A 15591-nucleotide genomic window follows, 5' to 3' on the forward strand; every position below is an offset into this window, starting at 1 on the left:
TTTATAGATTGTTACGTGAAAGGAATAGGGCAACGATTCCTGCTGTATAAGGGGGTTTCTCCTTGTTTCTTACAAGCATGTTCGTTATAGAAATACGAACAGCATTTCTTGACGCTATCTACTGATAGAAGTACAATAAACATGATATAAATTTGTACAATTTTACAGGCAAGCGCATGGGTAAAAAATTTTACCCATTTATTAAAGCGCTTTAATGTCTGAAAAGTGCACAAAGTGAGACTTTTATTTACATTCTGAGGGGGGTAAGCAAGACACATGGCAACCAATCGTGAGTTTATGTTACGAAGACTACATTCTTTACTAGGAGTTATTCCGGTTGGAATTTTCTTGATCCAACACTTAGTTGTCAACCATTTTGCTACAGGTGGGAGAGAGGCATTTAACAATGCTGCACACTTTATGGAAAGTTTGCCGTTTCGTTACGTGTTAGAAATCGTTATTATTTTCCTTCCCCTGTTGTTTCACTCCATATATGGCGTGTACATTGCGTTTACAGCTTCAGGTAGCAATGCAGTCAGATACGGGTATTTTCGTAATGTAATGTTCTATTTGCAACGAATCTCCGGAATCATCACACTGATTTTCGTATCTTGGCACGTTTGGGAGACGAGATTAGCAGCGGCATTTAGAGATGTGGAAATTAATTTTGATTTAATGGCAGACATTTTGTCATCTAACTTTATGCTAGGATTCTACATTGTTGGTGTGATTTCAACAACATTCCACTTTGCTAATGGCTTGTGGTCATTCTGTGTGACATGGGGGATTACTCAGTCTCCACGTTCGCAGCGTATCTTTACATACGTATCTCTTGCGGTATTCTTGGCGCTATCTGTAGTAGGGGTGCGTGCAATTCTAGCGTTTGTATAAAGAGCATTCATAGTTTCATGGATTTGTAGACATAAAGGGAGTGAGTTTCACATGAGTAATGAAAATATAGTCGTTGTCGGTGGTGGCCTTGCTGGGTTGATGGCAACCATTAAAGCAGCAGAAGCAGGCGTACACGTCGATTTACTATCGCTAGTACCCGTTAAGCGTTCTCACTCTGTATGTGCGCAAGGTGGGATTAACGGCGCAGTAAATACAAAAGGGGAAGGTGACTCTCCTTGGGAGCACTTTGACGACACGGTATATGGTGGGGACTTCCTAGCCAATCAGCCTCCTGTTAAGGCAATGGCAGATGCCGCACCAAGTATCATTCATATGTTGGACCGAATGGGCGTTATGTTCAATCGTACACCAGAAGGGTTGCTTGACTTTAGACGTTTCGGAGGTACACAACACCACCGAACCGCTTATGCAGGTGCTACAACTGGCCAGCAATTATTATATGCATTAGATGAGCAAGTTCGTCGTTATGAAGTAGCGGGACTTGTGACGAAATATGAAGGTTGGGAATTTCTGTCCCCAATTATTGATGACAAAGGGATTGGCAGAGGGTGTGTAGCACAGAACCTGAACAGTCATGAAATTAAAGTATTCCGAGCTGACGCAACTATTCTAGCAACAGGTGGCCCGGGTATTGTGTTCGGTAAATCTACAAACTCTGTAATCAATACGGGGTCAGCTGCCGCTTCTCTATACTTGAACGGTGCCTACTATGCGAATGGTGAATTTATTCAAATTCATCCAACCGCGATTCCAGGGGATGACAAACTTCGACTTATGAGTGAATCTGCTCGAGGAGAAGGCGGAAGAGTATGGACGTATAAAGACGGGGAGCCATGGTACTTCCTCGAAGAGAAGTATCCGGCATATGGGAACCTTGTACCTCGTGATATTGCTACACGAGAAATTTTCGATGTGTGTGTCAATCAGAAGCTTGGAATCAACGGAGAGAATATGGTGTACTTAGACCTCTCTCATAAGGACTCAAAAGAGTTAGATGTGAAGCTTGGTGGAATTATTGAAATTTATGAGAAATTCGTAGGGGAAGACCCGCGAAAGGTTCCAATGAAGATTTTCCCTGCGGTTCACTATTCTATGGGTGGCCTGTGGGTCGATTACGAACAAATGACGAATATCCCGGGTATTTTCGCTGCGGGTGAATGTGACTATTCTCAGCATGGAGGAAATCGCCTCGGAGCCAACTCCTTGCTATCATCTATTTTCGGTGGAATGGTAGCTGGTCCGAATGCTGTGAAGTATATGGCTGATTTGGATGAGAATGCGAAGGATATGGATTCTGATCTGTTCGATCGTGCGATTAAAGCTGAACAAGAGAAATTCGACACTATCATGAACATGGACGGAGACGAAAACGCTTATCAAATCCATAAAGAGTTGGGCGAGTGGATGACTGATAACGTAACTGTTGTACGAGATAATGAGAAACTGAAGAAGACAGATGAGAAAATTGTAGAGTTAATGGAACGTTATGAACGTATCAACATTAACGATACAACGAGATGGAGTAACCAAGGGGCTATGTTTACTCGTCAGCTTTGGAACATGCTTCAGCTTGCGCGTGTGATTACGATTGGTGCCCTCAATCGAAATGAGAGTCGAGGCGCACACTATAAACCGGCGTATCCGGATCGTAACGATGAGGAATGGTTAAAGACAACAATGGCTAAATATGACGCAGAAACCAATTCCCCAACTTTCTTCTATGAGGATGTGGATACTTCTCTAATTGAACCGCGTAAGAGGGACTACACGCAAAACAAAGGGGGCAAATCCTAATGAGTGAAGACAACAAAACAATTACGCTAATTGTAACTCGTCAGGACAAACCAGACTCTGATTCCTATGAAGAGTCGTTTAAAGTACCGTATCGTAAGAACATGAATGTCATTTCGGCGTTAATGGAGATTCGACGTAATCCAATTAACGCAGATGGGAAAGAAACAACGCCAATTTATTGGGATATGGGATGTCTTGAGGAAGTGTGCGGAGCATGTTCCATGGTCATTAATGGAAAGCCGCGCCAGTCTTGTACAGCGCTTATTGACCAACTCGAACAGCCTGTACGTTTACAGCCGATGTCTACATTCCCGGTATTAAGAGACTTAGCAGTAGACCGTAGTCGTATGTTTGATTCACTGAAAAAGGTAAAAGCATGGATTCCAATCGATGGAACCTATGATTTAGGGCCTGGTCCTAGAATGGCAGAGAACAAGCGCCAATGGTCATATGAACTATCTAAATGTATGACATGTGGTGTTTGTCTCGAAGCTTGCCCGAATGTGAATAGCAAATCCGATTTCATCGGTCCTGCTGCAATCTCTCAAGTTCGTTTGTTCAACTCTCATCCAACTGGAGAGATGAATAAAGATGAACGATTGGAAGCTTTAATGGGTGAAGGTGGACTAGCAGAGTGCGGGAACTCCCAAAACTGTGTTCAATCATGTCCGAAAGGAATTCCATTGACGACGTCGATTGCTGCAATGAACAGAGAAACAGTCATTCACTCATTTAAGAATTTCTTTGGTAGTGACCATAAAGTTTAATAGAATGGTAGGGGCTGCTTCTTATAAGAAGCAGCCCCTTTTAAAGGAGGAATACAGTTGAAGCGAGTAGCTTATATTGAACAACCAGAAAGATGGCGTGAAGAATTTGATTTCTATATCAATATCCACGTTCGTTTTTCAGAAACAGACTTATTTGGACATATGAACAATACGTCTCCATTTATTTATTTCGAAGAGGCTCGAATTGCATTTATGAAGTCGGTGGGGTTAATTGGAGAACGGTTTGAGCTTGGAGAGCAAATCCCAGTTGTAGCGGACTTGCAATGTGATTATCATCAACAAGTTTTCTTTGATGAAAAGCTGCGTGTATTTGTGAAGTTGGCACACACAGGCCGTACATCGTACGACCTTCACTACATGGTGCTCAATGAACGAAATGAAGTCTGTCTGACTGCTAGGGGACGAGTTGTACATATTGATTACGAAACAGGTGAAAAAGTAAGTATTCCAGAGCCCTTCCGTAGAACTCACGCAGTACATTAATTTGGGATAGGATTCGCACCGTCCTGTAAGATATGATAAAGTCAAGCATAGCTTGGCTTTTTTGTATTTTATTGGTGAATGGAGAGTTAAGATGGGTACAACAAACAGTTCACGTATTAAATATTTCTTTATCCCATTAGTATTCCTTGTTTTTACGGTTTATTTAATTTCCACTGTGCTGTGGACACCGTTTGTTGGAATAGAAGTGACGGAAGAAGATGGTGAATACCAAGTATCCGACGTCGCTAATTATAGTTGGGCTCAATATGAAGGAATCCCCATTGGATCGACGGTCGTGTCTATAGAGGGGCAGTCCCCTTCGTCATACAGTACCGTAGAATGGTATTCGACAGTTGAGAAGGCAGATGAATTAGTGATAAAGATAAACGGCGAAGAACAACAATACAGCAATATCGAAGAAGAGGTAAGTCTAGAGCAGTGGCTCTTTTACATTATCTTTCCTTCTTTATTTATCCTTGTTGCCGTGACCTTGTCGATCTTTATCCTTATTCATAAACGGGAAGACAAAGCCGGGTTTTATTTAATTGTCTTCTTCTTAACCGTTAGTGTCTGCTACCTAGCAGGAAGCGGCGCTACAAGGTATGTTCCATTAGCTATGCTCATTAATACGTACACCTTTCTCATGGTTCCGGCATTGTTGCTGCAATTTATTTATACGTACTTTAAAGAGATCGGGTTAACGTGGTTTTCTCGAAAGTTTGTAAGCTGGAACTATCGTACAGCGGAGTTATTGACTTTGATTGAGTTCGTCTTAATCGTAACAAAGTCGTATGCCACTTGGTACTTGATGCTTACAGAGTTTGTTTTTTCGTTCTTTATGTGTCTTACAGCGTTGTTGATTATCATTGGATATGTACGCTACCGAAAGACAACGCATGCACCAATCTTAAAGTACTTAGTCGCAGGTGTGTTTATCGCGTTTCTACCGTATACATTCCTGAATTTACTGCCAACTCTATTATGGCAAGACGAGCTGCTCCCAGCTGAATTTACTTTGTTGACGTTAATTATATTGCCGCTAACATTTATTTACTTAATTACGGCAGAACGGCTATTCGATATTGATTTCATCGTCGGACGTTTGCGGTATTATGCTTATGTTTCCATAATTCCAACTATCATCATGGTGGTCTTTACTGCGTTCTTTATGAACCATGATTGGAAGCTGCTAGAGCTTCTTATACTCTTTCTAGGTGCTTGGGCCATTATTATTCTATTCTTATATGTAAAAGAGGTCTTTGATTTCAGGATACGCAGGAATCTATTCACGGAAAAATACAATTTCCAACAAAGTATACAGCGTCTTATTCATGAGATGAAGAAAGAGAAACATCCAATTGGTTTGTTAGCGAGGGTCCGTAAAGAGCTTGTTCAAGTTCTAGGAGTGAAAACGGTACACATCTTCTCGCAATGCAACAACAGTAAGACCTTTTGTACCTACTTCGACATCCCGCTACGTCTGATGGAGGAAGCTCAGGAAGTGATTAAGAAGAACAATGGAGATGTAGGGGAAGTCATGAAGATGGACAAGCATGGAGGGTATGTGGTGGTTGTAGGTTATACGATGAGCAAGACAACTTACCTTTATTGTTCGGAGAAACCAAACCGGATTGCTTTCAATCTCGATGAGAAAGCATACCTACAAAATGTAACGTACAATACCAATATCGCTCTTGAAAATTTATTACTTATTGAAGACTTATTCCAAGAATTAAAGCATGTTAAGAATGATAGCAGTCAGCGTTATCCTGCTTGGTTATCAAGGCTTCTCTTCTCGCTGTCGGAACACCAGCGCCAGCAAATTGCCATTGATTTACACGATTCTGTTCTACAGGAGCAATTGTATTTGTTCAGGCAAATGGATGACTTCATTAATCAAAAATCGGACATGGAAGAGGACACGAAAGATAAGCTGATTCACTTTAGAGAGCAAATGCTTGATAACATTCATTTAATTCGTGAGACGTGTAATGAATTGCGTCCGCCTTTCTTGGAAGAAATGGGGCTCGTTGCATCACTTGAGAACCTCATTCAGCAATATCAATTGCGTTCGAATTTCACAGTCGAATTTAATGCGGACACGTTTTACTCTGACGTGAGTAGTGAGCATTTACTTGGAATCTATCGGATTGTTCAAGAACTCCTAACGAATGCAATGAAACACTCAGAGGCTGATGTGGTAGAGCTATTACTTACGAACACCCATGGCCATATTGTATTAAGCTACAAAGACAATGGTATTGGAATGGATATAAAGAAAGAAATGGATATTTATAATCATATGGGTCTGTCAGGAATTGAACAGCGTGTAAATGGATTGAATGGTTCCATGACGATTACGACAGAACCGAATGAGGGATTTCTCATGGAGGTTATATTCTATCCTGAGGGAGAATAGAGGGGGACGTAGAGTTGATTCGTATATTAATTGTTGATGATCATCCAGCGGTTGGAACAGGAACGAAAATGATGCTTGAACAAGAGGATGACATACAAGTAGATGTCATTTCTGAAAGCATACATGCGCTTGAGATGCTTCAGGAGAACGGATATGACGTTCTTTTACTTGACTTATACATGCCTGGTCAGAATGGAATTGAGCTCAGCAAGCACATTAAATCTCACGACCCTGACGTGAGAGTACTAATCTACACGGGTTTTGATTTGAGTACTCATTTCAATCTGCTTGTGGAGTCGGACATTTCAGGCTTTGTGAGTAAGACCGCAACGAAAGATCAGCTTGTAACGGCTATTCGTTGCGCTCTTCGAGAGGAAGTGGTGTTGCCGCTTCACCTGTTCAAGCAACTACGTCGCGCCGAAGCGAGGGTGAATCAAGATGCTGTTGAACATACAGAAGATGCCTTGACCATTGCTCTAAATGAAAAGGAGCAACAGATACTAAATGAAGTGTCTAAAGGGTATACAAATAAATTAATTGCCCAGAACTTACACATGTCTCAACGAAGTGTTGAATATACATTGACAGGGATCTTTAATAAATTGGGCGTACGCTCAAGAACAGAAGCCCTGATTAAGGCGAAGGAACTTGGTTTAATCTCAGCTGTTTAGTCAAAAAGTGTGTATTTCTTATGGAACAGCTTCCGTTCTCCGTTCATAAGATGTAAAGACTAAATAACTACCCTTCACTGTTAGCTCTAAGTCAGCAAGGAGGGGTTACCACTTGAAAGACAAAGACTACAAACCGAAGCAATTACTCACAAAACGCGAGAAAGAAGTCTTTGAACTACTTGTGCAAGATAAAACCACAAAGGAAATCGCGAATGAACTTTTCATCTCAGAGAAAACCGTTCGCAATCATATTTCCAATGCCATGCAAAAGCTAGGGGTTAAGGGGCGCTCTCAAGCTGTTGTTGAGCTCCTACGTATGGGCGAGCTCAAGCTATAATAGAGGCCGACTTTCTTTGGAAAGTCGGTTTTTATTTTTATTAGGCTGATTTTCTTGAATTTTACGGTCAAGTCCGTAACAATGAATCTATTAGAACTTTTAGGAGGTTTCGCTCATTGGAGAAAGCGCCTGCCCACATTGCGTCTTTGGAAAAAGACTTGCGGCATATCTCAGGGTTAATTAAACAAAAGGGCCGTGAGATGTTGGACCAATATCCAATCACCCCGCCCCAGTTCATTGCACTACAATGGTTGCTTGAACAAGGAGATATGACAATCGGGGAATTATCAAATAAAATGTATTTGGCCTGTAGTACAACGACGGATTTGGTAGACCGGATGGAGAAGAATGAGTTAGTAGAACGTGTAAGGGACGATAAAGATCGACGCGTCGTTCGTATTCACCTTCTTCAAAAGGGAGAAGAAATTATCCATGAAGTTATTGGAAAGCGCCAAGCCTATTTGCAGCATGTCTTGCATCATTTCTCATTCGAACAAGTAGAGAAATTAAATGAACTACTAAGCTTGTTGCACGGGGAAATGCTTAGTTTTGATACAGAGGAACGTAAAGAACAACAGAAGAAGTAGAGGCGATAGAAGTGAACCGACCGATTGGTGTTATTGATTCCGGTGTTGGGGGATTGACGGTAGCACGCGAACTAATGCGTCAGTTACCCAAGGAGAAGTTGATTTATGTAGGGGACACATTACGTTGTCCATACGGTCCGCGACCGAAAGAAGAAGTCATCCAATTCACAAGAGAAATGGTAGACTTTCTACTCGAGAAGAACATTAAAATGCTTGTCATTGCATGTAATACAGCGACGGCATTTACGTTAGAGATGTTGCGGAATGAATTGGATATTCCTGTAGTTGGTGTCATCCAGCCGGGCGCAAGAGCAGCGATTAAGACATCTCAGAATCAGCATATTGGAGTTATTGGTACAGAGGGAACCATTTCAAGCCAAGCGTATCCACAAGCGCTTAAACACATTAATCCTTCTATTCATGTGAATGACCTGGCATGTCCGAGGTTCGTTCCATTGGTGGAGATGGGGGTGCTTGAAGGGGAAGACGCTTACCAAGTTGTGGCTGAGAGTCTGGTACCTATGAAAGAACAAAATCATATTGATACCCTGATATTAGGATGTACTCATTACCCACTCTTAAGCTCTACCATTCAAGAAGTTATGGGGAATGACATTAAGATTATTAGTTCTGGGGATGAGACAGCCCGTGAAGTGAGTGTGCTGCTTGAATACTATGATACATTTTCAAACGGATACCATCCACCACAGCACGAATTCTATGCAACGGGTGACCGGGCATTATTTGAGAACATCGCAAACGCTTGGTTCGACTCACCTGTTGAACATATTGAGATTATTACATTAGGAACATAAAGAAAAGGCACCGATTTCGGTGCCTTTTCTTTATTGTATAAATACGGTTGTTCGCATTTCTTTCTATAAATGGAAGTGCTTATTCTTATAGCTTGAACTGATTTAATTCTTGTTGCAGTGATTGAGTAGCATCGCTTAATTCATTAGCGGAAGATGCAACCACTTCAACAGCGTTTTGTTGTTCAGCTACAGATGAGCTTACTTGTTGAGTGGAGGCCGCAGTCTCCTCTGTTACAGCAGTAACACTTTCCATAGATTGATATAAGGTGTCTTTAGACTGGATGAGCTGTTTCATATCTTTAGAAATAGCTTCTATGGAGTTTGTGATCTCCGCAACGGATTCATTAATATGCGTAAATGATTCTTTTGTGAGTCCAACCACATTGTTTTGTTCGCCAACAACGCGGTAGGTCCTCTCCATTGCGTTGTTGGCATGGTTCGTTTGTTCCACGATTGTTGAGATTGTCTGGTTTACTTCGTTAGTTGAACGAGATGTTTGTTCTGCCAGCTTCCTTACTTCTTCAGCAACGACTGCAAAGCCTTTCCCGTGTTCGCCAGCGCGAGCTGCTTCGATGGATGCGTTTAAAGCCAATAAGTTTGTTTGAGCTGAAATCTCATCAATTGTACCAACTACTGTTTCGATTTCTTTCACATGATGAGATAGGTTGCTAACCATCTCTTGGACATCAGAAATCAGTGTGCTTGTCTCCTCAGATTTCTCACTTAGGGAAACAACGCTTGTCATTCCTTGTTCGTTCGCTTCTTCAACGACCTTAGAAATTTCTAGCATACGATGATTCTGATCTGAGACTTCTTGTATTTGTTGAATAAGGTTACTTGTGATTTCAAATGTATCTTCAAAGTCCGCAGCTTGTTGCGTCGCTCCTTGAGAGATTTCTCCAATCGCTTTAGAGATTTCTTCTCCAGATGCGTTTGTCTCTTCCGCTACAGCACTTAAATTTTGGGAAGTGGCGTTAATGGACGAGGCTGATTCATTCACAGCACCAATTAACGATTTCAAATTGGTTACCATCAATTGTATGCCTTCATCAAGTTGACCAATTTCATCTTGCCTCGTAACTTCTTTCGCATCAATAGATAAGTTTCCAGCTGCAATTTCATCCACTTGTGTGGTTAGGTCGCGTAATGGGTTTGCCAGATGCTTTGAGAAGAGATAAATGATAGCTGAGCCTATTAGTAATGCAGCTCCAAGCGTAATAAGTAAGACATAGAGCAATTGTTGGGCGGGTGCGTTAAAGTCTTTCTCATAAGTAGAGGCTGCCACTACCCATCCCCATTCTTTGTCGTACTGATTGTATGTAATCTTCTCTCCTACGTTCTCGCTATTTGGAAACGTCCAAGAATAGGTGGTGAATCCTCCGCCATCTTGCGCTGTTTTAATTTGATTCTGAACAAATAGCTGGCCATCTTTGTCTGTAACATCCCACACATTCTCATTCTCAAGAGAGGGGTGTGCAATCTCTTGACCTTCTGTGTTGTAGACCATGAAGTAACCATTCTCTCCAAGGTCAACTGGACTTTCAATGTCACGAGTGCCATCCGCCTTTAAGGGGCCAATTAGTAGCTCCTTCATCCTTTCTTGAGCGGACTCTTGGTCTAATGCGCCCGTAGACACGTCTTCTTGTAAGGTATCAATGGTTTGAATCGCCATTTCGACCCCGTTCTTTAATGTTGTCCGACCAAGTTCGTCAAGACTGTCTTGGGCTGTAGCATAGCCTATCAGTCCAATTACTAAACTTGGAACGCACAATAGTAATAGCGATATGCTAATTAGTTTCGCTCGTATTGACTTTCTCAAATAGTGTTCCCTCCTGATTGTATATATAGATAGATGATAGTGCCTGTCGTCTCTTAAGCAAGCACGCTATCTTTTTATCGGATGCAACCTCACAATGTAAAGGAACGTTTGAAAAATACTTGTCACGCTTGGTCTAATTTTTTTATTTACTCGTATACATGTAGTACAAACCATCATAGGAGGGGAAGACATGCATAAGCGTGTATGGATCATATGTGGAGGACTCATTACGAGTATTGTGTTATTAACTGGGTGTGTATTCCAAGGCGAACAATCCATGCAAGAAATGGATCCGCCTCAAGAACAGGCTACAACGAGTGAAGTAGATACAACGAAGGAAGAGAGTGAATCAGAAGCAGAAACGACTGAGGTGGAGGAAGCGGATGAGAGCACGGTTGAAGTCGTAGAACGTCAACTGTATTTATTAGATTCTAAAGGGATGGTTGTCCCTCAAACTATCCCAATTCCAAAAGATGATACAAAGGAAGTAGCGAAGCAGGCGCTTGAGTATTTGGTCAAAGGTGGCCCCGTAACACAACTGCTGCCAAATGGATTTGAAGCTGTTCTTCCTGCTGGAACAATGATCAACAGTCTGAATCTAAAGGACGATGGCACACTGGTCGTTGATGTATCCAAAGACTTTACCGACTATCGACCGGAGGATGAACAGAAGATTCTAGAGTCAATGACGTATACACTTACTCAATTTGAGAGTGTTGAGCGGATTAAGCTACAGATTAATGGAATGGACACAGATGTCATGCCGGTTGGTCAAACACCGATTAACGATGGATACTCAAGAGCCAATGGCATTAACATGCATTCTGGGGATGTGGCTGATATTACGGATAGTAAAGCAGTAATGCTTTACTATCCCGCTCAACACGACAATTCCTATTACTTCGTTCCTGTTACGAAGCGAATCAATGTAGAAGAGTCATCGGATGAGCAAATCTATGAAGCGATTGTAAGTGAACTCGTTGGTGGTCCAACGATGACACTCGACTTACTGAACGTATTTAACAGTGGGGTTCAATTAACAGAACAACCAGAGTATAAGGATGGAGTGTTAACCTTAACGTTCAATGAAGAGATTCTGAATAACTTCGAAGACCAATCTGTTCTATCGGACAAGGTCATGGAGAGTTTGGTGTTGTCTTTAACGGAGCAGCCTGGAGTTGAAGCGGTATCCATACAAGTGGAGAACAAAGATGAATTCTATAATGAAACGGGTGAAAGTTATTCAGAGCCTGTTACACGTCCAGAGATGGTGAATACAGGTAGATTTTAATCAGTGGTGACGGATATACTATAGACATGAAAGAGGCTTGCATGAAAAACGCAGCCTCTTTTTCTTTCGGTATAACGGGAATAAACTTTTCCCCTTAAATATGTTACGATGGGCAAGGATAAGTTGAAGGAGGAACGAATGATGAGAACTGATGAACGTAAAGAAAATGAGCTACGAGCGATACATATAGAAACGGATTACGTAAAGCACCCAGAAGGGTCGGTACTGATTACAGTGGGCGACACGAAGGTGATTTGTAATGCAAGTATAGAAGACCGCGTCCCGCCATTTATGCGCGGAGAAGGAAAAGGGTGGATTACAGCTGAATATTCCATGTTGCCACGAGCGACACAATCGAGAAATATTCGTGAGTCCTCTAAAGGGAAAGTCTCTGGACGTACAATGGAAATCCAACGTTTAATCGGACGCGCTTTGCGTGCGGTTGTAGATTTGGAGAAAGTGGGCGAGCGTACCCTATGGATTGACTGCGATGTTATTCAAGCAGATGGAGGTACACGTACAGCTTCGATTACAGGTGCATACGTGGCGATGGTACTTGCATTCGGCAAACTATTGAAGGACAAAGCCATTAAGGAATTGCCTGTGAAGGATTATCTTGCTGCTACATCAGTAGGTGTACTTAAAGGGAAAGAAATTCTGGACCTTTGCTATGAAGAAGACTCTCAAGCAGAAGTTGATATGAATGTAGTCATGACGGGGAACGGTGAATTTGTAGAACTACAAGGTACCGGCGAAGAGTCTACGTATTCATTTGACCAGCTTCACACTATGCTCCAGTTAGCCAATACAGGTATGAAACAACTAGTTGATATCCAGAAGGAAGTACTTGGCGATCTTAATGCACTTATAGACCGAAATCGAAACCAGTCTGCTAAGTAAGGGGACATGAGGATGCAAGAATTAATTATAGCCAGTCATAACGAGGGGAAAGTTGAAGAAATCCGGAAGATTTTGTCCGATTTCGGGGTAAGAGTACGTTCTTTGGCAGACCTCGACCAGCAAGTTCCAGACGTAGAGGAAACAGGAACCACATTTGAAGAAAATGCTCAGCTAAAAGCTAGTAGCTATGCAGCAATGCTCAACATGCCTGTGTTAGCTGATGACTCCGGGTTAGAGATAGATGCTTTAGACGGAAGACCAGGAGTGTTTTCAGCAAGATATGCCGGGGAAGAGAAGAATGACGAGAACAATCTACAAAAAGTCCTAACAGAAATGGACGGGGTCAAGAACCGCTCAGCACGATTTGTAACGGTATTGGCGCTTGTACTTGACGAAGGGACAATGGAATTGTTCAGAGGAGAGTGTGAAGGGACGATTACCACATCACCTGTTGGGGAGAACGGGTTCGGATATGACCCAATCTTCACACCAAAGGACAAATCTGTGACGATGGCCCAGCTCACAAAGCAAGAAAAAAATGCGATTAGCCACAGGGGTCATGCACTAGATTTATTTAAGCATTGGCTTTCTTCTCGTCAGTCAGACTAGTTAGGAGGAACGCATATGCCGAAAGTGTTAATCGTAAGTGACAGTCACGGTTTAGAGGAAGAGGTAGGAGTCATTCGAGACAGACATAAACACGAAGTGGATGCGATAATTCATTGTGGAGACTCAGAGCTACCTTTTGACTCTGTTCATATGGAAATGTACGCTGCTGTTCGTGGCAATTGCGATATGGATGACCGTTATCCTGATGAGGAAACGTTCTCGATTAACGACTTATCCTTTTTTGCAACGCATGGACATCTCTTCCAAGTCAAATCGTCACTCATGCCTCTTTCCTATCGCGCAGAAGAATTAGGAGCGAATGTGATCTGCTTTGGTCACTCCCACATGGCTGGAGCAGAAATGGTGAATGGGAAACTATTTATCAATCCAGGAAGTGTACGACTTCCAAGAGGTATCACAGAAAAAACGTATGCAATCCTACAATGGGAAGGACAAAAGGCAGCGGTTCACTTCTATAGTAGTGAAGGAAATCCGCTTCCGAACATGACCTATGAAACTAATTTTCAGGCAGAATAAATTTTCTGCCTGAAACCCATTGACTTTTAATTCTACAGTGCATATAATGAAACATGTTCGCTTGAGAGCGAGACGGTTAAAGGATAGCGTTGTTCAGTTCTTGAACTATAAACAAAAGTTGCTCTCTAATTTAAACGCGGGTGTAGTTTAGTGGTAAAACCTCAGCCTTCCAAGCTGATGATGTGGGTTCGATTCCCATCACCCGCTCCATTACATATTTTCATTGATTGTATAATTTCATATTAATACTGCGTCCCAGTAGCTCAGTAGGATAGAGCAACGGCCTTCTAAGCCGTAGGTCGGGAGTTCGAATCTCTCCTGGGACATATTTAAAGCTGAAGGAACTCCTTCAGCTTTTTTCTTATATATGTTGAATGATTAGGATAAGTTAATTATATATGTTAAGCTTAAAAGTACATAAGTTTGGGTAACATAAGAAGAAGCACGTCGTGGGCAAACAGAGACTGGTAAACGATAATGTTGAGGGAAGGATGAAGATATGACAAAGGATAAAGCAGATGTTGTCCTCTTCCCCAAATGGAAAACGACCCTAGAACAAAATGGGCGAACTGCGTTAGAAGAAAAGAGATATAAAGACGCCATACATTACTTCGACCAGCTGCTTCAGTTTAAGATCGAAACAACTGAGGTATTGACGGGAAAGCTGGTATGTTTAATGGAGCTAGGTCGCTACGGGGAAGCGGAAGATATATGTCAACATTTGATGAAAGAAGACGAAGAGAATTACTATCAATACTTACATATTTATTTGACCATCCTTTTCCAGACAGCTCAGTATGAAGAGTTGATTGATTTGCTCGATGAAATCTTTGAGACAGAGGACATACCGGAGCAAGTACGCATTCAATTCCATCAATTATATGATGTTACGAAGAAGCTGACTGAGGAGGAGGCGCCTTACGATGACACAGCTCAATTAGATGAGTTTCTGTTGTCGCTCGATCAGAAAGATTTAAGGAAACAATGGCAACTCCTGACGAAATTAAGAAAGCGAGATGTCCAACCCTACATAAAGCAGTTGCTTCCTTATTTAGAGGATGAAGAAATTCAACCGGTCATTAAGACGGGGCTTGTCCAGTGGATGCGTGACTCAAACGTAGATTACGAAGTAACGGTAAGAAAGTTTGGAGAAGTCGTAAAGGTCGTTCCTAGCGAATTGACAGACGTTCTATCTCATCCCCGTGCTCTCGGGATTTTCACGCTGCTACGTCCAGTTGAGGATGAAAGCCCTTCCTTATTTGAATTGATTCAACAACAACTGTTCCGCTATCTTTATATTCGTTACCCAAACCTACCTACATATGACCACGACGAGGCTATTGCTACAGCCTTACATAGAATTGCGTCAAGTTCACTGTCGATGGAACACTTATCGTTGTCCTTTGAGGCAGAGGAGTCAGAGGTACAGAAATGGATTGATGAAATTCTGGCATTTGAAAGAGAGTATTTCACCATCCTAGACTCATAATCCGACCCCGTGTATTGCTTACTTTTACCTGTGTTTTTGCATAAGGGTTAGGTGTTGAAAGGCTTATAGTTTGTGTTATAATGAAGTGGTTGTAAATCAGGTAAACTTTCATGTTTGACAACAAGCATGATACTATCGTA

15 protein-coding genes and 2 tRNA genes are annotated in these 15591 nt (G+C 41.9%); 16 read left to right on the forward strand and 1 reads right to left on the reverse strand.

Features of this window, described 5'->3' with window-relative positions; translation table 11 throughout:
* Positions 1–276 precede the first annotated feature (276 nt).
* The 9 genes from H513_RS0118205 to racE all read left to right on the forward strand — a co-directional run bounded on the left by H513_RS0118205 (position 277) and on the right by racE (position 8806).
* Positions 277–891 (forward strand): succinate dehydrogenase cytochrome b558 subunit, encoded by a 615-nt coding sequence (locus tag H513_RS0118205; protein WP_026802006.1) that lies wholly within the window; start codon positions 277–279, stop codon positions 889–891.
* A 51-nt stretch (positions 892–942) separates the two neighbouring features.
* The gene (gene sdhA, locus H513_RS0118210; RefSeq protein ID WP_026802007.1) at positions 943–2706 is read left to right on the forward strand and encodes a succinate dehydrogenase flavoprotein subunit; all 1764 of its coding nucleotides are present in this window, start codon (positions 943–945) and stop codon (positions 2704–2706) included.
* Positions 2706–3473, forward strand: a complete 768-nt coding sequence (gene sdhB, locus H513_RS0118215) for a succinate dehydrogenase iron-sulfur subunit (RefSeq protein WP_026802008.1) — start codon at positions 2706–2708, stop codon at positions 3471–3473. The genes sdhA and sdhB overlap by 1 nt, the downstream gene beginning before the upstream one ends.
* A gap of 57 nt (positions 3474–3530) precedes the next feature.
* Positions 3531–3977, forward strand: coding sequence for an acyl-CoA thioesterase (locus H513_RS0118220; RefSeq protein WP_026802009.1), 447 nt, complete (start codon positions 3531–3533; stop codon positions 3975–3977).
* Positions 3978–4068: 91 nt separating this feature from the next.
* On the forward strand, positions 4069–6396 hold the full coding sequence (locus tag H513_RS0118225) for a sensor histidine kinase (RefSeq protein WP_026802010.1): 2328 nt from the start codon (positions 4069–4071) through the stop codon (positions 6394–6396).
* 14 nt (positions 6397–6410) lie between these two features.
* Positions 6411–7067: a response regulator transcription factor gene (locus H513_RS0118230; RefSeq protein WP_026802011.1), complete on the forward strand. Its 657-nt coding sequence runs from the start codon at positions 6411–6413 to the stop codon at positions 7065–7067.
* A 112-nt stretch (positions 7068–7179) separates the two neighbouring features.
* Positions 7180–7404: a helix-turn-helix domain-containing protein gene (locus H513_RS0118235; RefSeq protein ID WP_026802012.1), complete on the forward strand. Its 225-nt coding sequence runs from the start codon at positions 7180–7182 to the stop codon at positions 7402–7404.
* A 116-nt stretch (positions 7405–7520) separates the two neighbouring features.
* Positions 7521–7991 (forward strand): MarR family winged helix-turn-helix transcriptional regulator, encoded by a 471-nt coding sequence (locus H513_RS20685; protein ID WP_036769125.1) that lies wholly within the window; start codon positions 7521–7523, stop codon positions 7989–7991.
* An 11-nt stretch (positions 7992–8002) separates the two neighbouring features.
* Positions 8003–8806, forward strand: coding sequence for a glutamate racemase (gene racE, locus H513_RS0118245; RefSeq protein WP_026802013.1), 804 nt, complete (start codon positions 8003–8005; stop codon positions 8804–8806).
* An 85-nt stretch (positions 8807–8891) separates the two neighbouring features.
* On the opposite strand, the gene H513_RS0118250 is transcribed toward racE, so the two are convergent.
* On the reverse strand, positions 8892–10625 hold the full coding sequence (locus H513_RS0118250; protein WP_051240149.1) for a methyl-accepting chemotaxis protein: 1734 nt from the start codon (positions 10623–10625) through the stop codon (positions 8892–8894).
* Between the two features lie 190 nt (positions 10626–10815).
* On the opposite strand from H513_RS0118250, the gene H513_RS0118255 reads away from it, so the two are divergent.
* From H513_RS0118255 to H513_RS0118285, 7 genes are all read left to right on the forward strand, one after another.
* Positions 10816–11916: a GerMN domain-containing protein gene (locus H513_RS0118255; protein ID WP_026802015.1), complete on the forward strand. Its 1101-nt coding sequence runs from the start codon at positions 10816–10818 to the stop codon at positions 11914–11916.
* Between the two features lie 141 nt (positions 11917–12057).
* Complete coding sequence (gene rph / locus H513_RS0118260; RefSeq protein WP_026802016.1) at positions 12058–12816, forward strand: ribonuclease PH; 759 nt, start codon at positions 12058–12060, stop codon at positions 12814–12816.
* Between the two features lie 12 nt (positions 12817–12828).
* Positions 12829–13425, forward strand: coding sequence for an XTP/dITP diphosphatase (locus tag H513_RS0118265; RefSeq protein ID WP_026802017.1), 597 nt, complete (start codon positions 12829–12831; stop codon positions 13423–13425).
* Positions 13426–13440: 15 nt separating this feature from the next.
* Complete coding sequence (locus H513_RS0118270) at positions 13441–13962, forward strand: metallophosphoesterase (RefSeq protein WP_026802018.1); 522 nt, start codon at positions 13441–13443, stop codon at positions 13960–13962.
* A 136-nt stretch (positions 13963–14098) separates the two neighbouring features.
* Positions 14099–14172, forward strand: a tRNA-Gly gene (locus H513_RS0118275).
* Between the two features lie 42 nt (positions 14173–14214).
* Positions 14215–14288 (forward strand) — tRNA-Arg (locus H513_RS0118280).
* 173 nt (positions 14289–14461) lie between these two features.
* Positions 14462–15451, forward strand: a complete 990-nt coding sequence (locus H513_RS0118285; protein WP_026802019.1) for a tetratricopeptide repeat protein — start codon at positions 14462–14464, stop codon at positions 15449–15451.
* The last annotated feature ends 140 nt before the right edge of the window (positions 15452–15591 follow it).

Source organism: Pontibacillus halophilus JSM 076056 = DSM 19796 (assembly GCF_000425205.1).
Lineage (GTDB): Bacteria > Bacillota > Bacilli > Bacillales > BH030062 > Pontibacillus_A > Pontibacillus_A halophilus.